Source organism: Paraburkholderia sp. J10-1 (assembly GCF_905220165.1).
In the GTDB taxonomy this organism is placed as follows: Bacteria; Pseudomonadota; Gammaproteobacteria; order Burkholderiales; family Burkholderiaceae; genus Paraburkholderia.
Genome location: NZ_CAJMYW010000002.1, coordinates 369,003 through 395,958 on the forward strand (window position 1 = coordinate 369,003; position 26,956 = coordinate 395,958).

24 protein-coding genes are annotated in these 26,956 nt (G+C 63.7%); 15 read left to right on the forward strand and 9 right to left on the reverse strand.

The window, feature by feature from the left end:
• Positions 1–402 precede the first annotated feature (402 nt).
• Entirely contained in the window at positions 403–2,682 is a 2,280-nt protein-coding gene (locus U5A65_RS08550; protein ID WP_321946010.1) for a hybrid sensor histidine kinase/response regulator, read from the forward strand.
• A gap of 166 nt (positions 2,683–2,848) precedes the next feature.
• Positions 2,849–3,568, forward strand: a complete 720-nt coding sequence (locus tag U5A65_RS08555) for a hypothetical protein (protein WP_321946011.1) — start codon at positions 2,849–2,851, stop codon at positions 3,566–3,568.
• A gap of 49 nt (positions 3,569–3,617) precedes the next feature.
• Here the strand turns inward: U5A65_RS08555 and U5A65_RS08560 are convergent, their stop codons facing one another.
• Positions 3,618–4,172, reverse strand: a complete 555-nt coding sequence (locus tag U5A65_RS08560) for an NAD(P)H-dependent oxidoreductase (protein WP_321911721.1) — start codon at positions 4,170–4,172, stop codon at positions 3,618–3,620.
• Between the two features lie 333 nt (positions 4,173–4,505).
• Positions 4,506–4,859 (reverse strand): arsenate reductase (glutaredoxin), encoded by a 354-nt coding sequence (arsC, locus tag U5A65_RS08565; protein ID WP_321946012.1) that lies wholly within the window; start codon positions 4,857–4,859, stop codon positions 4,506–4,508.
• Between the two features lie 493 nt (positions 4,860–5,352).
• On the opposite strand from arsC, the gene parA reads away from it, so the two are divergent.
• Together parA and U5A65_RS08575 are read left to right on the forward strand one after the other, a co-directional pair.
• Positions 5,353–6,015, forward strand: a complete 663-nt coding sequence (gene parA, locus U5A65_RS08570) for a ParA family partition ATPase (RefSeq protein ID WP_042271984.1) — start codon at positions 5,353–5,355, stop codon at positions 6,013–6,015.
• 24 nt (positions 6,016–6,039) lie between these two features.
• On the forward strand, positions 6,040–7,119 hold the full coding sequence (locus U5A65_RS08575; protein WP_321946013.1) for a ParB/RepB/Spo0J family partition protein: 1,080 nt from the start codon (positions 6,040–6,042) through the stop codon (positions 7,117–7,119).
• Between the two features lie 137 nt (positions 7,120–7,256).
• On the opposite strand, the gene U5A65_RS08580 is transcribed toward U5A65_RS08575, so the two are convergent.
• Entirely contained in the window at positions 7,257–8,615 is a 1,359-nt protein-coding gene (locus U5A65_RS08580) for a replication initiation protein (RefSeq protein WP_158760779.1), read from the reverse strand.
• A gap of 41 nt (positions 8,616–8,656) precedes the next feature.
• On the opposite strand from U5A65_RS08580, the gene U5A65_RS08585 reads away from it, so the two are divergent.
• Positions 8,657–9,127 carry a hypothetical protein gene (locus U5A65_RS08585; RefSeq protein WP_321946015.1) on the forward strand — a complete coding sequence of 157 codons (471 nt, stop codon included), beginning with the start codon at positions 8,657–8,659 and terminating at the stop codon, positions 9,125–9,127.
• A gap of 1,364 nt (positions 9,128–10,491) precedes the next feature.
• Positions 10,492–11,697, forward strand: coding sequence for a DNA-binding protein (locus U5A65_RS08590; RefSeq protein ID WP_321946016.1), 1,206 nt, complete (start codon positions 10,492–10,494; stop codon positions 11,695–11,697).
• A 106-nt stretch (positions 11,698–11,803) separates the two neighbouring features.
• On the opposite strand, the gene U5A65_RS08595 is transcribed toward U5A65_RS08590, so the two are convergent.
• From U5A65_RS08595 to U5A65_RS08605, 3 genes are all read right to left on the reverse strand, one after another.
• Positions 11,804–12,796, reverse strand: coding sequence for a tyrosine-type recombinase/integrase (locus tag U5A65_RS08595; RefSeq protein WP_321934016.1), 993 nt, complete (start codon positions 12,794–12,796; stop codon positions 11,804–11,806).
• A 95-nt stretch (positions 12,797–12,891) separates the two neighbouring features.
• Complete coding sequence (locus U5A65_RS08600; protein WP_321911736.1) at positions 12,892–13,299, reverse strand: DUF2471 family protein; 408 nt, start codon at positions 13,297–13,299, stop codon at positions 12,892–12,894.
• 98 nt (positions 13,300–13,397) lie between these two features.
• Positions 13,398–14,051, reverse strand: a complete 654-nt coding sequence (locus U5A65_RS08605; protein WP_321934015.1) for an XRE family transcriptional regulator — start codon at positions 14,049–14,051, stop codon at positions 13,398–13,400.
• A 142-nt stretch (positions 14,052–14,193) separates the two neighbouring features.
• Between U5A65_RS08605 and U5A65_RS08610 the strand changes: the two genes are divergently transcribed.
• Positions 14,194–15,393, forward strand: a complete 1,200-nt coding sequence (locus U5A65_RS08610) for a glycine C-acetyltransferase (RefSeq protein ID WP_321934014.1) — start codon at positions 14,194–14,196, stop codon at positions 15,391–15,393.
• 17 nt (positions 15,394–15,410) lie between these two features.
• Positions 15,411–16,442, forward strand: coding sequence for an L-threonine 3-dehydrogenase (gene tdh, locus U5A65_RS08615; RefSeq protein WP_321911740.1), 1,032 nt, complete (start codon positions 15,411–15,413; stop codon positions 16,440–16,442).
• 13 nt (positions 16,443–16,455) lie between these two features.
• Here the strand turns inward: tdh and U5A65_RS08620 are convergent, their stop codons facing one another.
• Entirely contained in the window at positions 16,456–17,133 is a 678-nt protein-coding gene (locus U5A65_RS08620; RefSeq protein WP_415764432.1) for a YceI family protein, read from the reverse strand.
• 189 nt (positions 17,134–17,322) lie between these two features.
• On the opposite strand from U5A65_RS08620, the gene U5A65_RS08625 reads away from it, so the two are divergent.
• From U5A65_RS08625 to U5A65_RS08655, 7 genes are all read left to right on the forward strand, one after another.
• Entirely contained in the window at positions 17,323–18,147 is an 825-nt protein-coding gene (locus U5A65_RS08625; protein ID WP_321946018.1) for an AraC family transcriptional regulator, read from the forward strand.
• Positions 18,148–18,324: 177 nt separating this feature from the next.
• Positions 18,325–19,212 (forward strand): DMT family transporter, encoded by an 888-nt coding sequence (locus U5A65_RS08630; protein WP_321946019.1) that lies wholly within the window; start codon positions 18,325–18,327, stop codon positions 19,210–19,212.
• A 70-nt stretch (positions 19,213–19,282) separates the two neighbouring features.
• Positions 19,283–19,966 (forward strand): TetR/AcrR family transcriptional regulator, encoded by a 684-nt coding sequence (locus U5A65_RS08635; RefSeq protein ID WP_321911746.1) that lies wholly within the window; start codon positions 19,283–19,285, stop codon positions 19,964–19,966.
• Between the two features lie 43 nt (positions 19,967–20,009).
• The gene (locus U5A65_RS08640) at positions 20,010–20,489 is read left to right on the forward strand and encodes a nuclear transport factor 2 family protein (protein WP_321911747.1); all 480 of its coding nucleotides are present in this window, start codon (positions 20,010–20,012) and stop codon (positions 20,487–20,489) included.
• 188 nt (positions 20,490–20,677) lie between these two features.
• Positions 20,678–21,274 carry a hypothetical protein gene (locus U5A65_RS08645; RefSeq protein WP_321946021.1) on the forward strand — a complete coding sequence of 199 codons (597 nt, stop codon included), beginning with the start codon at positions 20,678–20,680 and terminating at the stop codon, positions 21,272–21,274.
• A 154-nt stretch (positions 21,275–21,428) separates the two neighbouring features.
• A complete protein-coding gene (locus U5A65_RS08650) occupies positions 21,429–22,043 on the forward strand; it encodes a thioredoxin fold domain-containing protein (RefSeq protein WP_321946022.1) in 615 nt (204 codons plus the stop codon).
• Between the two features lie 685 nt (positions 22,044–22,728).
• Positions 22,729–23,751: a hypothetical protein gene (locus U5A65_RS08655; protein WP_321946024.1), complete on the forward strand. Its 1,023-nt coding sequence runs from the start codon at positions 22,729–22,731 to the stop codon at positions 23,749–23,751.
• Between the two features lie 414 nt (positions 23,752–24,165).
• Here the strand turns inward: U5A65_RS08655 and U5A65_RS08660 are convergent, their stop codons facing one another.
• Together U5A65_RS08660 and U5A65_RS08665 are read right to left on the reverse strand one after the other, a co-directional pair.
• Positions 24,166–26,031, reverse strand: coding sequence for an ATP-binding cassette domain-containing protein (locus U5A65_RS08660; RefSeq protein WP_321946025.1), 1,866 nt, complete (start codon positions 26,029–26,031; stop codon positions 24,166–24,168).
• Positions 26,028–26,921, reverse strand: a complete 894-nt coding sequence (locus tag U5A65_RS08665; protein WP_415764436.1) for an extracellular solute-binding protein — start codon at positions 26,919–26,921, stop codon at positions 26,028–26,030. The genes U5A65_RS08660 and U5A65_RS08665 overlap by 4 nt, the downstream gene beginning before the upstream one ends.
• Between the last annotated feature and the right edge of the window lie 35 nt (positions 26,922–26,956).

Genomic DNA, 26,956 nt, shown 5'->3' on the forward strand with positions numbered 1-26,956 from the left:
GTCTGCATGCCTGCAGCCACCCCGTAGCATGGCCATGCGCCTGGTCGGCTGGCATGGCTCACATGCGAATGCGTTATTTATCTCGTGTCCGCGATTCTCGAATCAAATTGAATCAAATGCAACTCGCCGTTAATCAATCAACGAACAAAATCGACTCATTTCGACTAATTTATGGAAATAAATGATCAATCCCTTAAATGAAGGACGTCGATTATCCCTTTGTGGTACGTTTGCGCTTCGCCGATTTTCGCGAATTCGGCATGAAGCGAGAGGAAACCCCCTGGGCAGCGCGCTTGCCAGCCGATTCTTGCAGCACGCCGGGGATCCGCTGGCCGTCGGGGCGTCATCGCGGTCGTTTATCATGTCGCATGCCCAGCCGTCTTTTCCCTGTTTTTCCGTACGATGATTGCTGACCGGCCCGAGCGGCCAGACGAACGCCCCTCCCTGCCGCCCCCCGCCGACGACACGCCGTTTCCGGCCGCGCCGGGTCACGACTTCACGGTGCGCCGGCGCACGCTGCTCGCGCTGCTCGTCGCGGCGATCGTGCTGCCGTGCCTCTACGTGGCCGCCATGGCGTACAACGACCTGCGCGCGCGCGAAGCCGACGCCACCGACACCACGCTGCGCACCGTGCGCGTGGCCGAAGAGCATGCACTCAAGGTGTTCGACATGAACGAGGCGCTCGACGCGCGCGTGGTCGACCTCGTGCGCGGCCTGAACGACGAGGGCATCCGCGCCAGCGAGGCGCAGATCCACGAAAAACTCGACGCGATCGGCGGCGGATACCCGCAAGTGGCCGCCGTGTCGATTTTCGGGGGCGACGGCGATCTGCTCGCGAGCAGCCGCTACTCGCCGCCACCGCCGGTGTCGATTGCCGCGCGCGACGACTTCACCGGCATCCGCGACGGCCGCGTGATCGACCACGTCTCGCGCGTGATGCAGGGCCAGGTGAGCGGCGAGACCGTGTTCAACATGGGCGTGGCGCGCCTGAACGACGCCGGCGAGTTCGCGGGTCTCGTCTCGGTCGCCTTGCGCCCCGGCTATTTCAGCTCGTTCTACCGCGACCTGCTCGGCCCCGATTCGCCGATGTCGCTCGGCCTCGTGCGCAGCGACGGCACGATCCTCGCCTTCGATCCGCCGCCGCGCGCCGACGCGTCGGTCATCACGCCGCGCTCGCCGCTCGGCGCCGCGCTCATGCGTGGCACGGAGTCCGGCGTCGTGCGCATGCATTCCACGCTGCTCGACAGCAACGTGATCCTCGCGTTCCGGCGCGTGGGCGCGTACCCGGTCTACGTGACCTGCGCGTATCGCACGCCGGCGATCTGGGCGGCCTGGTACCGGCACCTGAGCGTGCTCATCATCTCGATGTTCACGCCGTCGATCGCGCTGTGGTGCGTGATCTGGCTTTCGCTGCGCCGACTCGCCGCCGAAGAGGAGGCGTGGGAGCGCTGGCAGGCCGAAGCCTCGATGCGCCGCTCGATCGAGTCCGCCTACCGGCAATCGCGCAAGATGGAAGCGCTCGGCAACCTCGTGGGCAGCGTCGCGCACGATTTCAACAACCTGCTGATGATCGTGTCGGCCAACGTGCAGATTGCGCGGCGGCGCGGCGCGGCGGGCTTCGAGCGCGAACTCTCCGCGGTCGAGCGCGCGCTCAAGAGCGGCCAGTCGCTTACGCGCCAGCTGCTCGGCGTGGCGCGCAAGCAGCCGCTGCGCAACGAGACGATCCATGTGGGGCGCTGGCTGCCGGCGGCCCGCGAGTTGTTGCGCGCGTCGCTGGGCGCGAAGGTGTCGCTCGTCGTCGAAGTCGATGACGATGTGTGGCCCGTGCTCGTCGATGTGGCCGAATTCGAGCTTGCACTGATCAATCTGGCCGTGAATGCGCGCGACGCGATGCCCAATGGCGGCCGCTTCACCGTGCGTGCGCGCAACATCAGCTTCCGGCCGGACGAAGGTTTCCCGCTCGACGGCGACTTCGTGCACATCATGCTCGAAGACACCGGCACAGGCATGCCGCCGGACGTGCTCGCGCGCGCGTTCGAGCCGCTCTACACGACCAAATCGAAGGGCACGGGCACCGGGCTCGGACTCCCGCAAGTGTTTGCGTTCTGCGAGCGCACCGGCGGCCTCGCCGCGATCGACAGCGCAATCGGCGCGGGCACAACAGTGCATCTGTATTTGCCGCGCTCGCTCGCCGAACCGCCCGCGCAGCGTCCGGGCGAGCCGCGCGAGGAGAGCGCCCAGGTCCAGCATGGGCTGAACGTGCTGCTCGTGGAGGACAACGACGAAGTCGCGGCCGGCACCGAGGCACTCCTGCAGATGATGGGCCACCGCGTGACTTGCGCAAGCGACGCCGCGAGCGCGCTGCAGCGCGTCGAAGCGCCGCTTGCCGAGGGTGAGCACGCGCCGCGCTTCGACCTCGTGCTTTCCGACATCCACATGCCGGGGACGATGAACGGCATCGATCTGGCCGAGGCGCTGCAGGGGCTCGAGCCGGAGCTACCCGTGATCCTCGTGACGGGTTACGCGGAGGAGCTGGAGCGCACGCGCAATGCCGATGTGCGTGTACTGTCGAAGCCGTTCGACATCGCGTTGCTGGAGAAAATGCTCGAGGCGATTCGCGAGGACCGCCAGGCGCGTGCAAAGCGCGAGCACGACACGACACTCCAGAGCCCGCGGGCATGACCGGACACGCGTGACCCGCCTCGCGGCACGAGGCTTGCGGCAGGCAGCGCGACCCGCAGAATCAGGCGGTTAGACGTCACGCCCAGCATGCGCCGACCGATGCACCATCCATGCACAATCGGCGCATGATGTGAGCGGGCGTCGCCATCTGGCGAAGGAGGCTGCCATGAAACAAACCGTGACCGGCGTTTTCCCAACCTACGACGAAGCACGTCACGCGCAGGACGCGCTGCTGCAACGCGGCTTCGCGGCGGGCGACATCGACCTGCCGGCGCGCACTGAGGGCGTGCTGGCTGGCATCGAGCGGCTCGTGGGAGGTTTTTTCTCGACGACGGGCGACGTGCGCCGAACCACCGAGGCCCAGACCGGCATGACGCCGCCGCCGGGCGAGCCGGTGCGCATCGGCGTGCATGTGAGCGACGAGGCGCACGCCAATCTCGCGTACGAAACACTGCGCGAGGAGCACGCGACGGACGTCGCGCTACGCGGCACACCGTGGGCGTGGCCGGCGACGGACAGTCCCGTCGCGCGCGAGCACTCGGCGCTCGATGAACTGGGGCTCTCCGAGTTCGCCGACGCCCTGCGCCGCCGAGCGGCGCAAACGGAAGCAGCGCGCAGACAAACCGCTGACGAGCCTACGTTCGCCCCCACCGCCGAACCGCTGCGGCCGACGAGCGAGGCCGAGGCGACCGTGCTCACTTCTGCGAGTGCGCCCGGCGCCGGAGCGGTGATGGGCGCGCATCATGTGGATGTTCCAGCCGCGCCCGAAGCGACGCGACCCGCCGCTGGCGCCGCGCCGCAGATTCCGGACGAATTCCTCGAGTACGAGGAAGACACGCCCGAGCACGACAAGGACATGCCGGGGCAGCGTCGCACGTTACATTGAGGCCGCCCACGCAATACGGCGTGTGAGGTACGTTTGGTGTGATCAGGCGTCAGCGGCCAAGCTGGCGCTTGACCCAGGCCACGTACGTGTCAACGAAGCCCTGCAGGAACTTGCGCGTGTCCTCGCTGACGATCTCGCCCTTCTCGTTGATGCGGCTCGCGTCGTGCTTGATGAACATCTCGGGCTGACCGAGCACGGCGACGTCGAGATAGGCGAGGACGTTGCGCAGATGTTGTTGCGCGAGCGCCGTGCCGGTCGCTCCCAGCGACGTGCCGAGCACCGCGCCCGGCTTGCCGCGCCACGAATTCGTGCCCCACGGCCGCGAACCCCAGTCGAGCGCGTTTTTCAGCCCACCCGGAATCGAGCGGTTGTATTCGGGCGTGACAAAGAGCAGCCCGTCGGCGGCTTCGATCTGTTGCTTGAAACGGCGCGCCACCTCGGGATAGTCTGCGTCGTATTCCTGGCTGTAGAGCGGCAGCACGCCGATGTCGAGATACTCGAAAGTGAAATCCGCGGGGGCCAGCGACGTCACCGCGTGCGCGAGTTGCCGGTTGAATGATTCCTTGCGCAGACTGCCGACCACAACTGCGATCTTGTAAGCCATTTCGGTTTCCTCGGAGGTGCGCGCGAAGCGCAGTGAAAGGAAACATCATCATAGACGCGCGCGAGTTCTCGCGATGCGCGCGCGCCTGGCCACGCGCCGTGCACCGCTGTGGATAACCAGGGGTGGCGCGATTTTATCCACAGTTTTTGTCGATAAGCTTGTGGACAACTTGCGCGAAGGGCCGGTAGATACGGGCCTCGCGTGGGATTCGTCTGCAGGTTAGCAAATGTGCAATTCCGGTGCGTGCATGGCGTTGATTGCGTCTCGCCCTTGCACGCTGGCTCCTACGCTCGCGTTTTCGCCCGCTTGTCGTGCGTGAGCGAACCGGCGATTTCAACCGAGCAACGCTGCGACGTTTTCAGTTGGGCGGCCGATCACGGCGCGTCCGTCGCGTACGACGATGGGTCGTTGAAGCAGAATCGGATGCCGCACAATTGCTTCGTATAACTGATCATCTGTCACACCAGGCGCATCCAGACCAAGCTCTGAGTACTCGGTTTCGCCAGTGCGGATCATGTCGAGCAGCGGGCCGCCCAGCATCGCGTGCAGCGCCTTCAGTTGGTCGACGGTGAGCGGCTGCTTCAGGTATTCAATCACCTCGACAGACTCATTCGCCTTCGAGGTGGACACCAGTTCGCAAGCCGCGCGGGATTTGGAGCAGCGGGGGTTATGGTAGATCGTGATCATGGGGTCTGCTGTACGAGAGGGGAGTAGTGGGTGTGCCTCGGTGACGCCGTGGATTCGCTGTGATTTTACCGAGGGTGGGCGGGTAGACGTATGAAGCCTCAGTCGACGAAGGCCTGACGCCTTTAACACGTATTGCAGCCATGTGGCTGCACTTGGGATTCGCGGTGAGATCTTCCGGTCGCGCGCTTGTGAGGGGCGAGATGCGATAGGGGGATAGGGACTGACTTTATGCGCATAAAGAGCGGTGACCTGCGTGCGGTCGTCTTTGAGTGCACGAGTATTCCTCCCAGGTCCGCCATGCATCTAGCGCGTGATCGATGGGGCTTCATAACCCAAAGCGACCGCGATGCGGCATCCACTGACCTTCGCACGAGCTTTATGCGCATAAACCTTGTCCGAATGGCTAATTCAGTTGCGAATTACACCAAAAATCATTGAACTGAAAAACATTCCAGGTAAAATCCCATGCTAATAGCAAAAAGGAGAATACCAATTGGCAGCAGAGATAATCGCAGTCACGCAACAAAAGGGCGGGGTCGGTAAGAGCACGATCGCGATGCATCTCGGCGCGGCCTTCCACGAGAAGGGGAAGCGGGTGCTGGTTGTGGATGCCGATGGTCAAAACACGTTGGTCCATTGGGCCAGTGCGTCAGCCGATGGCGACACGGGTATCCCGTTCCCGGTCGTCAATCTCTCCGAAGCCGGTGGCCAGATTCACCGGGAGATCAAGAAGTTCGTCAACGACTACGACGTGATCGTGGTGGACTGCCCGCCGTCGATCACTGAGAAGGTCTCCGGCGTGGTGCTGCTGGCCGCTACTGTTGCCGTCATTCCGACTTCGTCCTCTCCCGCCGATTACTGGTCGAGCGTTGGCCTCGTGAAGCTCATCCAGCAGGCCCAGGTCATGAACGAAGATCTGCGTGCCGTATTCCTGCTGAACAAGACCGAAGAAAAGCGCATGCTGACTCGCGAGTTGAAGCGCGCCCTTGAAGAACTCGGTTTCCCACTGCTCAGAACGCAGATTCCCACACGTGAGGCATACAAGCAGGCAATGGCACTCGGCCAGACAGTTCTGCAAATGAACGACCGCGGCGCTCGCCTCGCCGCAGTGGAAGTGCGCGCATGCGCCGACGAGATTGCGGCCATGCTCCCCTGACTTTATGCGCATAAAGGACCCTGAATGAAACCCTCCCAATTCGCCAAAGGCTTTCAGGCTCGGCCTGATACGACGAGCAGCGAAAAGCGCACGGCACTCGACCGCCTCAACGCCATCGACGGACTCGTCCAGGACAAGCCAATGACGCGAGAGGTGGCTGGGCGCTCGAGTCAGCCCGCCCTTGTGACTGGCCTTGAATCTGCGGTCGAGCCCGTTCTCGACGAAGCACCGGGCCTCGAAAACGAGTCGGCCGAGTATCACGCCTGGCGTATCGCACACAGCTACCGTCCCGGGCAGATCATCGAGTTGCCGCTCAAGGACATCAAGCCGAGCCCCTTCAATCCGCGTCACTTCTATTTGAAGGCTTCGATCGCAGAACTGGCCGTCAATCTCGCGAAGCAAGGGCAGCAGCAGGCAATCCATGTGATTCCTGACTACGCAGCGCCGGGCAGCTACTACGTGAGCGATGGCGGCCGTCGCGTGCGTGCGCTGAAAGAAGCAAACAAGGAAGTCGTCAAGGCAATCGTCATCGATCTGCCGATCGGCATTCAGAGCTACAAGCTCGGTTACGACCTGAACGTTCAGCGCGATTCGCAAACCGTGTTCGATAACGCGGTGGTGTGGAAGCGATTCATCGACGAAAAGCACTTTCAGAGTCAGCGCGAGCTTGCCGATCACCTCGGCCTCGACGAATCGACGGTTGCGGTTGCGCTGTCGATCGGCAAGTTGCCGGAGCTGGTCATGCAGGAAATGGTGGCGCGCCCGGACCGGTTTGGCTCGAACATGGCCTATCAGGTTGGCCGTTATCACGGCGCGCGCGGCACGGACGCCACGCTGCGTCTCATCAACCGCATCGTTGCCGACGACCTCAGCACGCGCCAGGTGGCGGATATCGTGAAAGGCCGGGCGAGCGCGCAGGAAAGCCCGAAGCCGGCTGGGCGGCAACGCTACGCGCAACGGCTGGAGATCAAACTGGACGGCGTGGCTGTCGGTGACCTGAAGTCATACGGGGACGACCGCCTCGAGTTGCGCCTGAAGGGACTCGCAAAAGATCGACGCGACGCGATTCTTCAGCAGATCGAGCAGATCCTGAAGACGAAATAAGTTTGGAAAATTTGTCGACGACTGCCACGCATCGGGCAGACCGTCGACAATGAGACGGGGGGCGCTCCACGTCGCTCGAATCGGCCAAAGCCCCACCCCCACCGCCCCGCCTTGCGCGGGCCGGCCTTGCATGACGGTCAGGCCGCGCGCGTCTGGCTCAGCGTGAACGCGAGCAGGTCGCCGTCGGTCGGTTCGCCCCAGGTCTTGCGCGCGAGCCAGTCGAAAAACGCCGTATCGGCCAGTTTCGATTCCAGTCCGCGACGACGCCAGTCATCGCGCAAATGCGAACCCAGCCCTGGCAGTTCATCCGTCTCGAACGACTGACGCGCAAGCTCGCGCTCCATGTCGCCCTGCTCCTCGTAGAGCGAGCGGGCTTCCTTGCGCCGATAGGCGGCATATTCATCGAGCAGTCGCGCCTTCGGATCATCGGCGGCAACAGCTGCCGACGCGCCGCGGCCAACGGCCGGTGTGGCGCCTGCCGCAGTCTCGACCGGCGGCGCATAGCCCTTCTTCAGCGCGTCCTTGAACAGCGCCGCAGCGCTGCGCACCGGCGGCAGGCTCGTGCTGCGCATACGCTGTTCGGTCAATTGCAACGCGGCGCGAATGCGGTTTTCCTCGCTGTCGGCGTAAAGCGACTGCGCTTCCTTGAGCGGAATCCCGATCTTCACCATGCGATCGACAAGCGTGCTGTCGAACACATTCGGATGCTCGTCGAGCGCGAGCATCGGCTGCTTGCGCTCGGTTACGCGAAACTGGATTTCGGCAACACGGCGCCCTTCGCGATGCTCGATCAACTCGACGAAGATGTTCGTCACCGCGTTGACTTCGGCGATGGCAGGCCGCAGATAATCGCGTTTGAAATACTTGTACTCGCGTTTGGCTTCGTCGCCCGCTTCGGTATCCGGGGTACCGGAAAGGATCGGGCGCCACCACTCCCAGGTCTCGCGCATCGTCAGATGGCTGGGGTTGGTCAAATAGCGCACGCAGATCTCATAGAGCGCAAGCCCCGCGCTGCTGCGCAACTGGCTCTGGAACTGCAGGCTAAGGCGGGCGTACTGGACCGGATCCAGCAGCTTCTTCTTGATCTTCGGCGCGAACGAAAACTCCACCCAGACACGGCGGGTTTGCGGGTCCTCGAGAATTTCCGCATCCGCAATCAGCGTGGAAATCCCCCACTTGCGACCGGGCTTCTGGCTCGACGTGCCCTGGCTCCATTCGACCTGCACCGACACCATACGGCGCAGGTGCTCCTTCACGAGCGCTGTATCGTTCGAATCGAACGCCGAGTTGGCGACGATGTCGGAAAGCAGCGCACGGTAGGTATCGCCGGACTCGTCGGCCTGCTGGGCGACGGCCAGCAGGACGTTGAACAGCTTGCGAGTCAGCAGGGTGATCTTGCCACTCTTCGGCTGGATCGCGATCGCCTCGACGGCCTTGCGCAATTCCGCCGAGCTGGGGCTTACCACATCGGTCTTTTTCACGCGCTTCGTGGCCATGCGTCGGGTCGAGGAGAGAATTTCGCGAAAGGATACCGTCTGTGGTGATAGGCGTCTATAGGGCCTCTCTCACCATTGCCGGTGATGCGCATATCGCGCGCGCCGCTCACCGCGACGCCTTCCCGTATCGCCTCACCTTTGGCCAGACGCCCATCCAGCGGGGCGCTTTGCGTCATGCGTGGTCCGGCCCGATCCTGTATTTCCGATGGCCTCCCAAGGGTCGCCATCTGTTCCCGTATTCGCTCACCTTAAATATTTTCGTGCAGCCAGTGATAAAAGTGCGTCGCAGGCAGCGAAATTCGGGCTTCGGAGCGGTCGCTGGCCAAAAAATCCGCTGCAAAGCGATCGCACCGCAGCAAAACACGCGCGTCGCACGTGCAAGGCCGGCAGAAAGTCCAGATTGCGAAGCCAAAAACTACGCGCCACGGCAATCGAAGGTCAAAATTGTCGAGGTTCGCCGTTGCGTGCCCCGATGTCTCCCGGAAACACTCACCTTTTGCCGTGTTGACTGAACACATCGACCCGCTCCCAAAGGCCGTCGTTGCTGCAGTCAGCCCGCAACAGCTCCCGAAAGTCCTCACCTTTCGCATTCCGGCACGGTTGCGCTGCACCGTCACGGCGCCTCCCGGAAACTCTCACCTCATAGGGCATCAGAAAGAAAAAATCAATGAATTCCGGGACTTATCCACATGCGCGGCGGACCCGGGAAGGCGATATCGACTCCCGTATTACCTCACCTCAGGCGAACACAGTACGTTCGGACAGATGCGCGCTTGCCGAAAGTGTGCTCCTGAATAATCTCACCCATGCAGGATTCCAATGGAGAGAAGCACCACCCGCACCCGCGTATTTTCGGCATCTGCAACGCAGTGAACACCAACTTTCTCCCGAATTTGCTCACCTTGGCCGTGAAATCCGCAAAAAAAGGCCCCCGAAAAGCCTCACCTTATCGATCTTGACCGGACGGCCGCCGCTGGTTTCGCGGCACTGCGGAAATCTCCCGAAAATTCTCACCTTTCGACGAGAAAAATCCCCGGCAACGCGTGACAGGCAGCCGGGAAATCCGCCCGGCTCGCGTACACGCCCCCGTAAAGGCTCACCTTTGGACCCTCGAAGCCCCCATTTCGCCCGATTTCGGGCTCCGGCTCCCGAAAAACTTCACCTTCGATCCGCATTTTTTCCCGATACTTCTCACCCCAAGCGTTGCAGCCCCTCGATTTAGCCGAAAAATGGCGCAAATCTGTGCTCCCGAACCCGCTCACCGTTGCATTTCCCGTAACATCGCCGTCGAGCCCAGCTACGCGCGACCTGTCCGCCCATGGCCTCCCGCATTGCCTCACCCTTGCCGGGAAGTCAAGAATCCCCCCGCTCCCGAACCCGCTCACGTCCTTTCCTGCAGTGGCTCACCGGTATTCCCGAAGCCCGTCACCGAACTTTCCCGCAGGCACTCACCCAAGGTCCCGTAAAGCTTCACCTCATTGCCCGGAAAGCCCCGCCAGGTAAGGATTTGCCGTGGCGTTAACGTTTTTAACCGGTATCAAGGGTGTTTACTTTTATATCTCTCAAGCAAGAATCCCCCCGCGAGCGATTGGAGATATCCACATCCCAATCCAACCGCCTTGACGACGTCCACAAGTCCGCTCGCGTGAAACATTGGATAGCCGTAAAATAAGGCCAAAAAAACGCGCATTTACAAGGGCTTATGAAACAAACTTCGATTTGTTTCACGGAAAGACCCAGTCGATCTCGTCTTGCATCGTCAGAAAACGCCTGCGCAATGACCTTTGGCCACCTCCAGCAGTATCGACACTCAAAAACGTAGCAAATAGAACGTAATTTGTTATTATTCGTCCACTCCCCTGCCGAGAAGACGAATATGCGAGACCAAGACCGCCAGGCAATCCGCGAAGAAATCGAGAATTTGCGCCACAACGGCGCGCGCAGGCAGGAGCTTTCCTTACATGCCTGCAAACGCTTGTTCTTCGATTTCGAAATCAAGCCGTCGATGGCTGCCGTTCGGGAACTGACCCAGACAGGCAGTGCAAGCGACATCCCCAAGGACATCGATCTTTTCTGGCAGCGCATTCGCGCGACGTCAAAAGTGCGTGTGGGCGCCGGAGCGATTCCGCCCGCACTCGAGGAACGCGCAGGCGAACTGCTCGGTGCGCTTTTCGAGGAAGCACTGGCGCTCGCTGGCGATGCCCTGCAGGCAGAACGCACGGAATTCGAGGCCGGTCGCCTCGACGCTGAGCAGGCGACCCGGGAGGCCGAAGCCCGTCGCTCGGCCGCCGATGAAATGCTGCAGCGCAGCGAATCTCGCGTGGAAGCAGCCTATGAGCGGGTGCGTGAACTCGAAAGTCAGCTTGCCGCTGCATCCGCGCATGGCGCCGCGGCGCATGGCAACCGCGAAGTCCTGATACAGCGTCTGGAGACGGAAAACGACGCGCTGCGCAAGCGCGTCGAGGTGGAACAGACGACCAACGCGGGTTTGCGCGATCGCATTGACGGTTTGCACGAAGAGATGCGCAAGAGCACCGAGCACTACGCGCAGCAGATCAAGGATGCGCTTGCCGAGGCCGAACGGCGCGTCAAGCCCATGCTGGTCGAACTGGATTCGTTGCGCTCGATGTCGTCGACCTGGCAGGCGGCGCAGCGCGATGCCAGCAAGAAGGAGTTCGATTTCATCCAGCAACTGGCGACGGCGAAGGCCCGCGCCGACCGGCTGGACGCCGTGCTGCGCGAACGGTCTGACGAAGTGGACGTGCTCACCCGGCAAGTCACGGTATTGCGCGGCCAGCAAGGACTCGACGCGTCGATCGCGGCCGTGCTCTGTTCACTCGCCGCCTCGGGCCGGTTGGGCGAAACCGATCTGGCGAGCCTCGGCACCTCGGTCGATGGTCACGTGGCGTTGCCGGCGCGTTGCCCGAACTGTCACGAAGGAGAGCCGGAGTTGTCCGAAGTGGACGATGGTTTCGAATTCACTTGCCCCGAGTGCGAGCACACCTCGGGAACGGGGGCGTCGAAGCTTGCGGCGTACGCAGGCTTCATGGCCGGCAAGCATTCGCACGAACAGACTTCCTGAGCGCTGACTGGACGATGCGCCAAGCCAGCCCGGCCTGGAGACGTGAGCTTTTACGGGAGACGCGTACGCGTTCGGCAACTACTGAACCACGCGCCGACGCGACGTTTCACGTCTTGTCGCTTTCTGCCGAAGCGTGTTGCGCTGCCTCGCGTTCCGCCCACGTTTTCCATGCGCGATGCAACCGCCCCGCGGAGATCGGCTGCAGGAAACCGAGCCACTGCCCTACCTGATCCGTATCCACGCCGCGCTCGAACAGGTCCGCCGCGAACGTGTTGCGCAAGGTTTGGGGACTCGCGCGCTCGGCGCGCGTTTCGGCCACGCCGGCGGCTTCCATCAATGCGTCGATGGCGCGAAGCACGGTGGCCTTGTGCATGGGACGTCCGGACGGCGAGCCCGGAAACACCAGTTGTCCTGGCAGTCCGGCCAGTCTGCGTGCTTCGAGCCAGGCGCCGAGCACATCGACGGCAAATGGCGTCAGTCGCGTGACGCGCGTAAATGCCGGGTTGGCGGCTTCGATCGTGACCCATTCCGAGCCGATCGCCACGCAGTCGAGCGTGAGTGAAATGGCGTCACCCGTTTTCAATCCACCGCCCAGGAAGATGGCAACGAGCGCCCGGTCGCGGCGTTCGCGCCATCGTTTTGCCGCAGAAGGCTCGACGAGCGGCGAGAACAATTGGCCGATAATCGCGGCGCGCTCGACGGCACCAAGAAAACCCGTCGGCTCGTTCTCGCGTGCGTTGCGCCACGCGGCTTCGCCGTCCTGGGCGATGAAGCGCGCCGGGTTCGTGGAGGCGAGTTCGATTTCGCGCACGTGATCGAGTACGCGCTCGATGAGCCGCAGGTAGCGAAGACGCTGCGGCTTTTTCACATCGAGGCTTGCAACGAATTCGGCGATCGTGCCGGTATCCACGGTCATGACGGTCTTGCGCTTGAGCGCGAGCCATTCCAGAAAGCGTCCCCACTGCACGCGATAGACCTCGGCGGAGGAGCGGCGCAAGTCTTGCGAGGCGAGCCACGCGTCGAATGCGGCGACGGGGTCGCGCTGCCAGTCCTGGCGTTGCTGGTCGAAGAGGTCGCGTGAGGAAGTGGAGGACGCCATCTCTATCATTCCGTTAGTTGCGTTACGAGCCCATTATAGCGATCGAATGACCATCGCACTGAATTCGTTCCGCGCGATGCGTCCGCGGCCAGCGATCAACCACCCCAAGGCCTGGCACGCCGCCCAGCGTCGTTGTGCTTCGCGTGTCGGCGCGATTCTTCCGCGCGTTGCGCGGCGCGCTCATAGGCCGAGACCGCGAATGCGAATACCGCTGGCAATGCGTTGGATTGCCCGAAGTCGACAGTTTCGTCGGTTTCCGGCCAGGCAAGGTCGCCGGGCCGTTGAAAGAGGCCGAGCATGAGGGCGTCGTGGCGGCTGGCGAAGCCGAGATCCGCAAGCGCTTCTGCCTCGATGGCATGCAGCAGCCGCCAGGTGAGCGGCACCTGCCGCGTGATATAGCGCTGCGAGATGTTGCGCACGATCAGTTCGAGGTCGCGCGCGGCGGCCTGAAAGCGCAAGGCCGCCAGATCGTGCTCGCGCGGCAGTTCGGTTGGGAGGGACATCGACGGCTCCGGTCGGGCTTTTACTGTATAAATATACAGTAGTCGGGCCGATCGCGCAGCCTCGTCCGTTCGGCTAAAGCTAGCGGTGAGGCGCTCGGTCAGCCGTGAATCACCACCAGCAGCGCGCGCGCTTCGCCCTTGCCCGCGTTGCGGATGGCGTGCGGCTGATCGGCGATATAGCGCGCCGTGTCTGCGGCCTTCAGGCGCGCTTTGGTGCCAGCCGCTTCGACCTCGATGCTCCCCTGCAGCACCGTCAGATGTTCGCGCGTGCCCGGTTCGTGCGCGGCCGAAACCAGCGCTCCGCCCGGCTTGAGCGTCAGCTCATACCACTCGAAGTTGCCGGCCAGCTCGATCGGTCCCCACACACGCAACTGGTAACCGGCGTCGTGGCCGTGCAGCGTCGGGATGTCGTGCGGCCCGGCCACGGCGATCGCCTCGGGCGCCTTCGGGGCGGCGAACAGCGAATCGAGCTTGACGCCCAGCGCATTCGTGAGCCGCCAGGCCACCGCAATGGTCGGGTTCGCCTTGTCGCGCTCAATTTCCGATAGCATGGATTTTGAGACGCCCGCCGCGCGCGAGAGGTCGTCGAGTGTCATCTTGCGCTCGGAGCGCAGCCGCTGGATTTGCTCGCCCACGCGCGGCGGCGCGGCGGCGGATACGGCCGACGCAGGCAGGGTGCCAGTTGCAGCCGACGCGCTCGCGTCAGGAAGAGCGTTCGCCGGTGCGGCGCGCGATTTACGGGTGCTTGCCATTCACGGCCTCATCGATTAGAGTGCGTTCGACATATCGAACATGAGTTCGAAATAACGGAATTTTTCGCTAACAGCTGACGGCGACTATAGCAAACCGCAGGCAAAACCGCGGTAGTCCGCAGCTATGTGAGGAGCACGATTCATGCGTACCCCGTATCTCGACCACTTGCGCGCGACGCTCGACCAGATCCGCGCGGATGGCTTTTACAAGAACGAGCGCGTGATCGCCACGCCGCAGTCGGCCGACATCCGGCTCGCAGACGGTAGCGATGTGCTCAACTTCTGCGCAAACAACTACCTCGGCCTCGCCAACGATGCGCGCCTCATCGCCGCCGCCAAAGACGGCCTCGAGCGCGATGGTTTCGGCATGGCGTCGGTGCGTTTCATCTGCGGCACGCAAACCGTGCACAAGCAGCTCGAAAGCGCACTCGCGACATTCCTGAAAACCGAGGACTGCATTCTCTATTCCAGCTGTTTCGACGCGAACGGCGGCCTCTTCGAAACGCTGCTCGGCGAAGACGACGCCATCATTAGCGACGAACTCAATCACGCGAGCATCATCGACGGCGTGCGTCTTTCGAAAGCGCGCCGCTATCGCTACAAGAACAACGATCTTTCGGACCTCGAAGCAAAGTTGAAGGAAGCCGACGCAGCGGGCGCTCGCTACAAGCTCATCGCCACCGATGGCGTGTTCTCGATGGACGGCATCATTGCCGACCTCAAGGGCATTTGCGATCTCGCGGACCGCTATGACGCACTCGTGATGGTCGATGACTCGCACGCGGTGGGCTTCATCGGCGAGCATGGGCGCGGTACGCCCGAACACTGCGGCGTCCTTGAGCGCGTGGACATCATCACCGGCACGCTGGGCAAAGCATTGGGCGGCGCATCGGGCGGCTATATCGCGGCGAAGCAGGAAGTGATCGACCTGCTGCGCCAGCGCTCGCGTCCCTATCTTTTCTCGAACACGCTTACGCCGAGCATTGCGGCCGCATCGCTTGCCGTGCTCGAGTTGATTGCGAGCGACGAAGGTGCGCAACTGCGCCGCCGCGTACGCGAGAATGGCGCGCAGTTTCGCCGCGACATGAGCGCGCTCGGCTTCACGCTCGTGCCCGGCGAGCACCCGATCATTCCCGTGATGCTCGGCGACGCACAGGTCGCCACGAAAATGGCTGACGCGCTCCTGCACGAGGGCGTCTACGTCATTGGCTTTTCGTATCCCGTCGTGCCGAAGGGCCGCGCGCGCATTCGCACGCAGATGAGCGCCGCGCATACGCCCGAGCAGATCGGGCGCGCTGTCGAGGCATTTTCGCGCGTCGGCCGGCAGCTCGGTGTGATTTAACAAGGATTGCGAATCAAATGAAAGCACTTGCCAAACTCGAACGCGCGCCTGGCCTCACGCTCACGCGCGTGAAGAAGCCCGAAGTCGGGCACAACGACGTGATGATCAAGATCCGCAAGACGGCGATTTGCGGCACGGACATCCATATCTGGAAATGGGACGACTGGGCGCAGAAAACCATTCCGGTGCCGATGCACGTAGGCCACGAATATGTGGGCGAGATCGTCGAAATGGGCCAGGAGGTGCGCGGCTTCCAGATCGGCGACCGCGTGTCGGGCGAAGGGCACATCACCTGCGGCTTTTGCCGCAATTGCCGCGCGGGGCGGCGCCACCTGTGCCGCAACACCACGGGCGTGGGCGTGAACCGCGAAGGCGCGTTTGCCGAATACCTGGTGATTCCAGCCTTCAACGCGTTCAAGATTCCGCCCGAGATCTCCGACGAGCTCGCGGCGATCTTCGATCCGTTCGGCAATGCCACGCACACGGCGCTGTCGTTCAACCTCGTGGGCGAAGACGTGCTGATTACGGGCGCGGGGCCAATCGGCATCATGGCTGTGGCGATCGCGAAGCACGTGGGTGCGCGCAACGTCGTCATCACCGATGTCAACGACTACCGGCTCGAACTCGCGCGCAAGATGGGCGCGACGCGCGCCGTGAACGTTGCGCGCGAGTCGCTGCGCGATGTGATGAACGAACTGCACATGACAGAAGGCTTCGACGTGGGCCTCGAAATGTCGGGTGTGCCGAGCGCGTTCACGGCGCTGCTCGAGTCGATGAACCACGGCGGCAAGGTCGCGCTGCTCGGCATTCCGCCCGCGCAAACCGCCATCGACTGGAACCAGGTGATCTTCAAGGGGCTTGAAATCAAGGGCATTTACGGCCGCGAGATGTTCGAGACCTGGTACAAGATGGTCGCCATGCTGCAAAGCGGGCTCGATCTTTCGCCCATCATCACGCACCGCTTCAGCGTGGACGACTATGAGAAGGGTTTCGCGGCCATGCTTTCGGGCGAAAGCGGCAAGGTGATTCTCGACTGGACCGCGGCCTGAACGCGCGGCGGTTTTACTGCGCCTGTTCCGGCACCGGCTGCGCGAATTCGGCCTCGATGCGTACGCCGATCTCGTCGCCCACGGCGGGATACCAGCTCGTCAACCCGAACGCCGAGCGGTTGAAATGACCGGTAGCGGCAAAGCCTAGCGTGGGCTGCTTGGTGAGCGGATTGGGCGCGTAGCCGTTCAAGGTGACGTCGAGCGTGACCGGCTGGGTCACGCCGCGTATCGTGAGATTGCCCGTGAGCGTGCCGCGCGCCTCGCCCGTGCGCGTGAAGTGCGTGCTCGTGAAACGAATCTCCGGATAGCGTTGCACGTCGAGCATCTGTGGGCCTTTCACCATGGCGTCGAGCGCGCTGACGTTGGTGTTCAGGCTCGTGGCGTCGATCACCGCGTCGAGCGTGGCGGTTTCGAGGCCGCCTGCCGTCCAGTCGAGCGTTGCCTGCGCGCGGTCGAAGCGCATGACGAAGCGCGAGTAATGGAGATGATCGACGTCGAATACGACGCTCCAGTGATGCGCGTCCATCGCGTAGCGCCCCGCCGGCACGTCGGCTTCCGTGCGGCTCACGCTGTGCGTGACCACGCGCAGCGGCGTGCACGCGGCGAGGCTCGCAGCACACAGTGCCATCAAGAAGGCACGGCGCGTGCCGCAAACGAGGCGCGCAAGCGGCACAGGCGTCCGGTCTTTCATTTCTGCTCCCTTTAACTCGTCGATACTCGTCAGTACGTTTGACGGCGCGCGTTTCTTCCACGCGCCTCGCGAAGCATACCGTGACGGGGACGGATCGCAACTTCCCGTCCGGGTCACGCGCATATTGCGTGCCGCGCGAAACTCGGGTTTCATACGCGCATTGGAGCCCGAAGCGCGGAGAGCCGATCCATGCCAGCCACGAACCACGCCGTGTGTTTTCACGCCACGCTCGCGCGCGACGTCGACGCGATGACGGCCGCGACCGTGCGCTCGTTCGGGCGTCACACGCACGATCAGTACGGCATTGGCGTAATCGATCGAGGCGGTCATGTCTCGTTGAGCGACGCGGGCGAGGTCGAGGCCGTGCCGGGCGACCTCATCCTCGTCAATCCGGGCGAGGTGCACGACGGCCGCCCGCTTGACGCCGCCGGGCGCACGTGGCGCATGCTGTATTTCGAGCCGCGCTGGGTCGACGCGCTGCAAGGCGACATCACGCAGGGCGACGACGCCGCTTTCGCGCTGCACGCGCCGGTGATCAGGGAGCCGCATTGGCGTGCGCTGTTCAATGCGGCCTTCGCCCACGTCACTGACGAAAACGGCGACCTCTCCCACATGGCTTTCGACGCCGCCACGCTCGAAGTCATGACGCGTCTCGTCGAGGCGCTCGGCCACCGCCGCGCGCTGGCGCAGTGCTCGCCGGCATCGCTTGCGCGCGTGCGCGACATGATCGACACCGATCCGGCCCGGCCGTTCTCGCTCGCGCAACTCGCGCAGGCGGCGGGGCTGAGCCGATTCCAACTCCATCGCGGCTTTCTGCGTGCGTTCGGCGTCGCGCCGCACGGCTACATCCTGCATCGCCGCGTGGCGCTCGCGCGGCGTTTGCTCAAGGCGGGCACGGCGCCCGCGCAGACCGCGCTGGCCGCCGGTTTCTGCGACCAGAGCCACCTGAACCGCGCCTTCGCGCGGCAGTTCGGTGTTTCGCCGGGGCGCTACCGGCTCGCGCGCGCAGCATGAGTCCCATGCGCCTCGAGCGCTGACGCACAACGATCCAAGACGGCGCGCCGTGGTGAGCCTATACAGGCGTATCACCACGAGGAGCGCTCCATGTCGATACGATTGCCGTCGCGCGAAAGCGCGCGGCGCTTAACCTTCTCCCCCCGATCCGTCGCCCATTGGCAATTGACGGCGGCCATGCTTACCGTGGGCAGCACGGTCATTGCCAGCAAGGCCATTGGCGCCGGGCTCGATCCGCTGTCCGGCACCGCGCTGCGCTTTGCCATTGCGTTGCCGGTCTTTCTGCTGCTCATGCGTCTGACCGGCACGAGGTTCCCGCGTCCTGGCCTGCGCGACGCGCTGTTGCTCGTCGCGCAGGCTGCCGTTGGCAGCGTCGGCTATACGGTCTTGCTGATTGCGGGCACGCAGCGGACTTCCGCGAGCGCCGCCGGCATTATCCTCGGCACGCTTCCCGCCGTGTGCGCGTTGACGGCGGCGCTGGTGCTGGGCGAGCGGCTGCGCGCGAGCACGCTCGTTTCGGTGACGATCGCGAGTTTCGGCGTGGCGTTGGTCACGCTTGCGCCTGGGGAACACCGCGATGGCGTGCGCTCGCTCACGGGCGACGCGATGATACTTGGTGCGGTCGTGTGCGAAAGCCTGTTCGTCCTGCTAAACAAAAGGCTTTCGCGGCCGTGGCCGCCACTCGCGCAGGCTAGCGCGATGACGGGGATCGGCTTCGTCGTATCGGGCCTGTGTGCGTTACCCGGCTGGCTTGGCGCGGTCCACACCGTGCCGTTGCATGCCGTGCTCGGCGTGGCCTACTACGCGCTCGTGCCGACAGTCGGCGGATTCTGGCTCTGGTACGCAGGCGCTGCGCGAGTGCCAGGCGGCGAGGCTGCGGTCTTCACAGCCGTGGCGCCCGTGTCGAGCGTGGCGCTTGCCACGGTGCTGCTCGGCGAGCCGCTGACTCCCACGCGCGTGCTGGGCCTCACGCTGGTCGTGGCCGCCGTGTTCGCGGTTTCGGGGCGCGCACTTTGGAATCGCATCAGCGCGCTGCGCGGCACGCGCAACAGCAAGGTGTCTTGACTTGGGAGAATGATCGTTCTACATTACGGGATCGGAGAACGATCATTCTCCCACTGAAACGAGACTAGCCATGAGCCCGCCCGCTGTAGCGAACCGCGAACCGAACACAGAAGCGAACACGGAAGCGCCGCAGCTCGACGCGCGCGCGCGCCTGCTCGACGCCGCCGAGGCGCTGATCTACGCGGGCGGCATTCACGCAACGGGCGTCGATGCGATCGTTCGCGCGGCGGGTGCGGCGCGCAAGAGCTTCTACACGTATTTCGAATCGAAGGACGCGCTGGTTGCGGCCGCGCTCTCGCGGCGCGACGAACGCTGGATGCGCTGGTTCATCGCCGGCACGCTCGCGCGCGGACGCACGCCGCAGGCACGCCTGATCGGCATGTTCGACGTATTGCGCGAGTGGTTCACGTCCGAAGGCTTTCACGGTTGTGCGTTTCTCAACGCGGCTGGCGAAATCGCGTCGCCCGACGACCCCGCGCGCGTGGTGGCGCGAGAACACAAGGCGCGCCTGCTCGACTTCGTGCGCGAACAAAGCGATGCGTGGGCCGCGAGCGTCGGCGTCGATCGCCGTGTCGCCGCACGCCTCGCGCGCCAATGGCTGATCCTGATCGATGGCGCGATCGGCGTGGCGCTCGTGAGCGGTGACGCCGATGCGGCGCTCGATGCGCGCGCGGCAGGCCGATCGTTGCTCGAAGCCCTCGCGCCAAAAAGCGCTGCCGAATCCCGCAACCGTTCCGAAAGCCGATCTACATGACGCGCACCATCCCGGCGCGCTGCCCAACGCAAGGAGCAAGACCATGAGTGATTCGCCCGAAGTGCGCCCGCCGCTGCCGCCGTTCACGCGCGAGAGCGCCATGCAGAAAGTGCGCGCCGCCGAAGACGGCTGGAATACGCGCGACCCGCAACGCGTTTCGCTTGCGTACACGCCGCAAAGCGTGTGGCGCAATCGCGCCGAGTTTGTGACGGGCCGCGCGGCGATCGTCGAATTTCTCGCGCGCAAATGGGCGCGCGAACTCGACTATCGCCTGATCAAGGAGCTATGGGCGTATACGGAGAATCGCATCGCGGTGCGTTTTGCCTATGAGTGGCATGACGATTCGGGCAGCTGGTTCCGCTCGTACGGCAACGAAAACTGGGAATTCGACGCGAACGGCCTGATGGCGCACCGTCACGCATCGATCAACGACCTGCCGATCCGCGAGGCGGATCGCCTCTATCATTGGCCGCTCGGGCGCCGTCCCGACGACCATCCGGGTCTCTCCGACCTCGGCCTCTGACGCTTCGCTTTCATCGGAACGACTCGCGCCGGTGGCACCATGCCAGCGGCGAACGAGTCGCCCGATCCGAGCCAGGGCTCCATTGCGCACGCATCGGGTTGCGGTACAGTTCGTCATTCACCGCGAACCAGCAATCAGAAAACAGACGACCGCCCTCGCGGATCGGCGCAATAAAGGACGGAGAGCCCATGCGGTTTTGGCAGAAGCAAGCTGGCGCAGCAACGAAAACGATAACGGGCGCGGCGACGAAGGCGACAACGAAGGCGACAACGAAAGCGAAGCAAACGAAACGCGGCGCGACTGCAGCTTTGCTGCTCTTGCCGCTGCTGCTGTTCGGCACCGCGCAGTCGGCGCATGCGGCAAACTGGTGTAGTTCGGGCCTGTGGGTGGACGCAATGGTCGGCTCGTACCACATTCATCCCGACAAGGACTTCGAACAGTTCAACCCGGGCCTCGGCATTGAATGCTGGCCAGGCGACACGTGGGCGCTCACGGCCGGCGGTTTTCGCAATTCGCTGCGCCGGCCCTCGTACTATGGCGGCGCGGTGTGGGCGCCCGAATTCCTGCATTGGGGCTTTGTGAGGCTCGCGGCGATGGGCGGCATCATCTCCGGCTACAACTACGGCAACTGGGGCCTTGGCCACGACCATACGATCGGGCCCGTGGTCGCGCCGATCGTGATGGTCGCGTACAAGCGCGTGGGCGTGAACTTCATCGTCATTCCGCCGATACCTTCTGACGATCTTCCCTTCACCATCGGGTTTCAGTTGCGCTTCAAGTTCTAGGGCTCGACGTCCTCCCGCAAACTCTCACCTTTGCTGATAACCTGACGCCTTTGTCATATTGGCGTCAGGCGCGCGCCACGGCCTGACCCTAAGATACGAGCCTTCGCTTTACCGGGCGCGAGACGCGACGCGCTACCCACGTCAAAGGAAAAGGATGAAGAAGTTCACTCGCATGCTGATCGCCGCAGGCGCACTGGCCCTGAGCGCTGGCGCCATGGCGGCCGACGCACCTGAACCCACCTGGTTGCCCGCAACGGCCGCCGCGAGTTTGCAGAATGCAAGTGCGATCGTCGAAGGTGCGAATGGGTCGAACGTGAAGTCGACGCTTTATGTCTTCATGGACCCAAACTGTATTTACTGTCACCTGGTGTGGAAAGCGCTGCAACCGTATGAAGCGGCGGGCCTGCAGGTGCATTGGATTCCTATGGGCTTTCTGAAGGCCGATTCGGCGGGCAAAGCGGCCGCGCTGCTGGAAGCGAAAGATGGCGCCGCGCTGCTCAAGGAACTCGAAACGCACTACTCGGAGAAGGACGAATCGGGCGGCATCGCACCGCTCGCACACATTCCCGCGGCCGACAAGAACAAGCTCGACAACAACATCAAGCTCTTTCAGGACCTCGGTTTCGACGGTACGCCTACGCTGATTTATCAGGGATCGGGCGGCCGCTGGGCCAATGTCAGCGGCTTGCCGAAACTGAACGACCTGCCGGGCATGCTGAATCTGCCGGCGCAACCGATTACCGATGCCGAGCTGCAAAAATATCGTTGAGCGCGTGCGGCGGTGAGTCATTCGCCGCATCGTGAGTTCACCGATACAACGATAGGTGAGGAGTTCCAGGAGTCGAATTCGCTGCGCTCCTCCCGAAAAGCCTCACCTTTGCTCTCGCGGGGCGCAAAACCCTGCTAGAGGATGGCGGAACATGCCGCAAGGCCGATGGGCGTAGCGAACGTTCGCGCCACGACGCGGTGCTCGGCGCTCGACGGTGGCGAATCAGTAGCCGGGTAATTAATTCGGATAGCAAATTAATATACACACACCGTTTGGTGGTAAAAATAGGTGCGAGGAGGCTTGCGCTGCAATGCTGAGCGTTCTGCGCTTACGGGAGCAGCGGCGCCGAAGCACGGCACAAACATGCGTTGCAAGGTGAGCAACGTAAGGAAAACTGAAGGTGAGCATATGCGGGAGAGTGGGCTCACTGCAGTGTGCGGCGCGCGATTTTTCGTCGCACCGTTTCGCACGTCGGCGGACCGGCTCAGCCGATGCGGCCCGTGTGAGCTCACGCAAAGGTGAGTGTTTCCGGGAGCATGAACGCAACGCGAGCCGTTGCTGCGCTGCGGCAGCGTCGCCGCGAGCGGGTTGTGATTCGCGGTATAGTCATTTGCGACAAGAGGGTTCGTTATGCGCCCTGCGCTTCACCGCCACCGCGCGTAAGCGGTCTGCAACGGAGTTTTCCATGGGTATCCTGGACAGGCTTTGGCCGCGCGCCCGCGCGAAGCAGGTGCCGCAATCGCCACAAATCCAGACGCTGATCGAGCGTCTGCTCGTGCTCAGCCCTACGCTCAGGCTTGTGCCCGAGTGGCGCGAGCGGCTTGCGCCGGCACTGGCTCAGTCCGTCGCATACGTGCGCGACGTGGTGGACCGCATGCCGCACGCACACGAAGCGAGCGCCGCTACATGGTCGAGCGACCCCTATATCCACGCTTTTTTCGCTGCGCCCGACGAGGTTGCCCATGTGCTGAGCCGCTCGCCTGAACTGCATGCATGGTTCGAGAGCCATTCGCTTGCGCGCGAGACCTACGCGGTACTCAGCATGGCGCTGAACGAGCGCCGTGCCTTCGGTGTCGAGCAGTATGGCGACGAGGTGCACACCGATGTCATGCAGACTACGCTAAGTTTCGACGACCACCAGGTGCGCGTGTGCGGCGAAACCGAAAGTGAACTTCGCGAGCAGATCGTGGAGCGCGTTGTCGAGCAGATCGCACTCGAAGGCCTCGCGCAGATCGGCGCCGACGAGTCCCGCCGCGACGTGCTGGAACAGGAGCGCGCGCTGCTCAGAACGCGCCTGCAACTGCTCACGCGTCACGGCGCGGGCACGCAACGTATGCTGGGCGAGCAAGCCACGCAAAACGTCGCCGAAGTGGCGAAGGTCGAGGCGCAGATCGCGCAGAACGAGCGCGAGATCGCCGCGCTCGGCCTGAAGAGCGAAGCGCTCGAACACCAGCTTTCGGTGATCTGCAACGTACTCGCGAATCCCGCGCAGTACACAAACGTCGAAATGCGCGAGATCTGCCTGAGTCCGATGAACGTCCTGCTTCCGAATGGCGGCCCGGACAACAGCGCCTCGATCATATTTCCTCTCGCGCACCTGCCGGCGAGCCCGCAGGGTTTGCGCGCGTTCTCACTGGTGCGCTTCGCGCGCACCGATCTTCAACCGTTGCCGCGCGTGCTCGTCGAAGACAGCCGCTTCATGATCTGAGCGCGGCCGTACGGTCATAGGTGAGAAGATTCGGGAGCGGTGTGCGGGGGATTGCGACGGTTCGTTGACAAAGCATGTCGTCATCACCGTGGCCGCCTGTCTGCCGCGGACGTTTCGTGATCCCGAAGTGCAGGAGAGCCTGGTTCCAGCGCGCAAGATTTTCCTGGTAGTCCCAGGTTAAGGGATGCGAATATTGCCGAGTACCAGGTGTTAGCAATCGAAACCTTGCGCGAGTGAGCGAGAGAGGCGAAGAGGTGAGCGTTTTCGGGACCCGTGAGCAACGGTGCAAAATTGCGCTTCGAATCGCTAACCGTTTAAGCAAAAAGCCCCTTGAAAAAGGGCTTTTTCGTCTTCGACCTCGACATCGGGCCTCGCACTTCGGCGCGAAAGGTGAGCGTTTTCAGGAGTCGTGGGTTAGGCGCCGTGCGCCGGCCACGCGAGCACGCCGTTCGCGTCGATGGTGAAGCGCAGGTCCCCGGATTGCGATGCCGGCGCATCTTCGGCGGCGATATCGAAGGTAACGCCTGCGATCTCGACGGCAACGTAGCGGTCGCCGTGACGCAGCGACGTGCCCGCCATGCGCCCTTGCCACGCGCCCTCCTGCGTCGCGGCGAGCGCGCGCGGCGAGACCCGCCACATCACGCGCGAGCCCACCGCGAGCGACGGATCGGCACACGGCAGGCGCAGTCCCGTCGGCGTTTCGATCGTGCTGCCCGCTCGCACGATGCCCTCGCCCACATTGTGCAGGCCGAGCAATTCGGCTACGCGCAGCGTGGCGGGCTGCTGGAACACGTCGGCCACGGCGCCCGCCTGCAGCACGCGCCCTTGTTCGAGCACGAGCACTTCGTCGGCGAGCAGGGCGGCTTCGTCGGGGTCGTGCGTGACGATCACCGTCACCGCGCCCACCTCGCGCTGCAGCGCCCGCAACGATTGCTGCAGGCGGCGGCGGCGCGGCGTGTCGAGCGCGGCGAACGGCTCGTCGAACAGCAGCAGTTGCGTGTGCCGCGTGAGCGCACGCGCAAGCGCCACGCGCTGGCGCTGGCCGAACGAGAGCTGGTGCGGCAGGCGCTCGGTGAGCGCGTCGAGGCCCAGGTGCGCGAGCCAGTAGCGTGCGCTGGCGGCGTCGGCATCGACGGGAAACGCGAGCTGCTGCGCCACCGTCATGTGCGGAAAGAGTCCGTAGTCCTGCGGCATGTAGCCGATCTGGCGGCGCTCGGGCGCCAGCGCGCCGAGGTCGGTCTTGCCGAGCGTGACCCAGCCCGCGTCGTTGCGTTCGAGCCCGGCGACGATGCGCAGCGCGAGCGACTTGCCCGAGCCCGAAGGGCCGATGATCGCGAGCCGGCGGGTTTGCGGCTGCCACGAAACGTCGAGCGTGAACGCGCCGAGGTGCCGGCGCGCCGCGAAGGCGAGACGCAGGTCGGCGCTATCAGACGCGGTGGCGCCTGGCGTGATACTGGTGAGTTCGTCGCCGTTGTCGAGGTTCACCGCCAGCGTCGAGCGCGCACCACGGCTATAGACGGAAAGCACCGCGCAGATGATCGCAATGCCGAGCGTGGGCAAGAGGAGCGGCATCATCGCTGGCAGGCCCTGGCCGCCAAACACGACATAGGTATAAACAGGCAGCGAATACGGGTGATACGCGACCATCACGGTTGCGCCGAACTCGCCGAACGCGCGCAGCCAGGCGAGGGCGAGCCCCGCGCGGATGGCGGGCCACGCAATGGGCAGCGTGACGCGAAAGAAACGGCTGGCGGCATGATGGCCGAGCGTGGCGGCGACGTCGTCGTATACGGGATCGACGGCGTTGAACGCCGAGCGCGCCGCGACGATCAGGAAGGGCGCGGCCACGAAGGTCTCAGCAAGCACGATGCCCGTGAACGAGTCGGTGAGCGAGCCGCCGAAAAGCTGGCCGATGCTGCTATACGGCCCGATCAGAAACAGCAGCAGCACGCCGCTCGTGAGCGGCGGCAGCGCGAGCGGCAACTGCACGACGAAGCCGACGAGCGTGATGCCGCGCGCGCGCGAACGCGCGAGCCAGTAGCCGAGCGGCACGCCGCCCAGCAAGATGACGAGTGTGGCCACGCTCGCGCTCGCCACCGATACACCGACCGCGGACCAGGTGGCGTGCCAGTCGACGCCGGCCCAGTCCGCCTGGCCGATCTGCGGAATGCTTGCGACGAACGGCGCGCACAGGTAGACCGCGAGCAGCGCGCCGAGCCACCAGAGCGGCTGCGAGCGCTTCACTGCAACGTTCGCAGTAACCTGCGCGGCTTGTGTCATTGCTGTGCGGCGTCGATCACGGCCTGGACCGACGGCGGGATTGCCTGGCCCTGACCGTTGACGGCAGGCTTCGTCACGTCCACGCCGTGCTCGGCGAGCAGCTTGCGGCCTTCTGCCGAAAGCAGGAAGTTCACGAAGCGCGCAGCGCCGGCGCTGTTGGGGGCGTCGTTCAGGATCGTGAGCGTGTAGTTCGCCTTGATCTTCAGTTCGGGCGCGGGGTGGATCGCCGGAATCTTCAGGTCGGAGGTTTCGGTCGAATAGAAGAAGCCCGCGTCGAGCTGACCCGACTGCAGACGGCCAACGAGCGTTTCTTCCGGCAGCACCTGCTCGGGATTATCCGGCGCGCCAAGCGTCTTCTCGACGAGGTCAGGCTGGTTGTACGCCTGCGCGGCCTTCGTCATGAGTTCCACCGTGAAGGCGCCCTTCGGGTCGAGCTTGGGGTCGGTGCGGCCAAGGCGAATGCCCGGTTCCTGCAGCACCTGATCCCACTTCTTCGTCTTGAAGTCGTTGGCGAAACGGCTCTTCGGGTTGTAGCCGATCAAGAGCGGCGATTCGGCGAAATTCACGTACCACGTCACGTGATTGCCGTTGGCCTCGCCCATGAGGCTCGCGTTGACCTTCGGGCTCGCGCTGATGAACACATCGCCGCGGCGCAGCTTGCCCTTTATTTCATTGGCGATCTTGTTCGAGCCCGCTGCATAGCCCTTGAAATGCAGGCCCGTTTCCTTTTCGAACGCGGGGCCCACGCTCTTTTCCATGAGGTTCACGAGCGAGCCTGCATAGAGCACATTGACATCGGATTCGTCGGCGAATGCGTTGGTGCTTGCGCCCATTGCACCCATCACACCGCTCATCACGACGACTGAGGCCACCAGCTTGCGGATAAACATGTTCGACACCCCGTTCGTTATAAAGGCCAATATAT

Coding starts and splice junctions, on each gene's coding strand:
- U5A65_RS08635 (WP_321911746.1), top strand. CDS start 19,283: ATGAGCCCGCCCGCTGTAGCGAACCGCGAACCGAACACAGAAGCGAAC.
- U5A65_RS08645 (WP_321946021.1), top strand. CDS start 20,678: ATGCGGTTTTGGCAGAAGCAAGCTGGCGCAGCAACGAAAACGATAACG.
- U5A65_RS08660 (WP_321946025.1), bottom strand. CDS start 26,031: ATGACACAAGCCGCGCAGGTTACTGCGAACGTTGCAGTGAAGCGCTCG.
- U5A65_RS08650 (WP_321946022.1), top strand. CDS start 21,429: ATGAAGAAGTTCACTCGCATGCTGATCGCCGCAGGCGCACTGGCCCTG.
- U5A65_RS08665 (WP_415764436.1), bottom strand. CDS start 26,921: ATGTTTATCCGCAAGCTGGTGGCCTCAGTCGTCGTGATGAGCGGTGTG.
- U5A65_RS08655 (WP_321946024.1), top strand. CDS start 22,729: ATGGGTATCCTGGACAGGCTTTGGCCGCGCGCCCGCGCGAAGCAGGTG.
- tdh (WP_321911740.1), top strand. CDS start 15,411: ATGAAAGCACTTGCCAAACTCGAACGCGCGCCTGGCCTCACGCTCACG.
- U5A65_RS08555 (WP_321946011.1), top strand. CDS start 2,849: ATGAAACAAACCGTGACCGGCGTTTTCCCAACCTACGACGAAGCACGT.
- U5A65_RS08580 (WP_158760779.1), bottom strand. CDS start 8,615: ATGGCCACGAAGCGCGTGAAAAAGACCGATGTGGTAAGCCCCAGCTCG.
- arsC (WP_321946012.1), bottom strand. CDS start 4,859: ATGATCACGATCTACCATAACCCCCGCTGCTCCAAATCCCGCGCGGCT.
- U5A65_RS08640 (WP_321911747.1), top strand. CDS start 20,010: ATGAGTGATTCGCCCGAAGTGCGCCCGCCGCTGCCGCCGTTCACGCGC.
- U5A65_RS08595 (WP_321934016.1), bottom strand. CDS start 12,796: ATGGCGTCCTCCACTTCCTCACGCGACCTCTTCGACCAGCAACGCCAG.
- U5A65_RS08625 (WP_321946018.1), top strand. CDS start 17,323: ATGCCAGCCACGAACCACGCCGTGTGTTTTCACGCCACGCTCGCGCGC.
- U5A65_RS08600 (WP_321911736.1), bottom strand. CDS start 13,299: ATGTCCCTCCCAACCGAACTGCCGCGCGAGCACGATCTGGCGGCCTTG.
- U5A65_RS08575 (WP_321946013.1), top strand. CDS start 6,040: ATGAAACCCTCCCAATTCGCCAAAGGCTTTCAGGCTCGGCCTGATACG.
- U5A65_RS08605 (WP_321934015.1), bottom strand. CDS start 14,051: ATGGCAAGCACCCGTAAATCGCGCGCCGCACCGGCGAACGCTCTTCCT.
- U5A65_RS08630 (WP_321946019.1), top strand. CDS start 18,325: ATGCTTACCGTGGGCAGCACGGTCATTGCCAGCAAGGCCATTGGCGCC.
- U5A65_RS08590 (WP_321946016.1), top strand. CDS start 10,492: ATGCGAGACCAAGACCGCCAGGCAATCCGCGAAGAAATCGAGAATTTG.
- U5A65_RS08560 (WP_321911721.1), bottom strand. CDS start 4,172: ATGGCTTACAAGATCGCAGTTGTGGTCGGCAGTCTGCGCAAGGAATCA.
- U5A65_RS08620 (WP_415764432.1), bottom strand. CDS start 17,133: ATGAAAGACCGGACGCCTGTGCCGCTTGCGCGCCTCGTTTGCGGCACG.
- U5A65_RS08610 (WP_321934014.1), top strand. CDS start 14,194: ATGCGTACCCCGTATCTCGACCACTTGCGCGCGACGCTCGACCAGATC.
- U5A65_RS08550 (WP_321946010.1), top strand. CDS start 403: ATGATTGCTGACCGGCCCGAGCGGCCAGACGAACGCCCCTCCCTGCCG.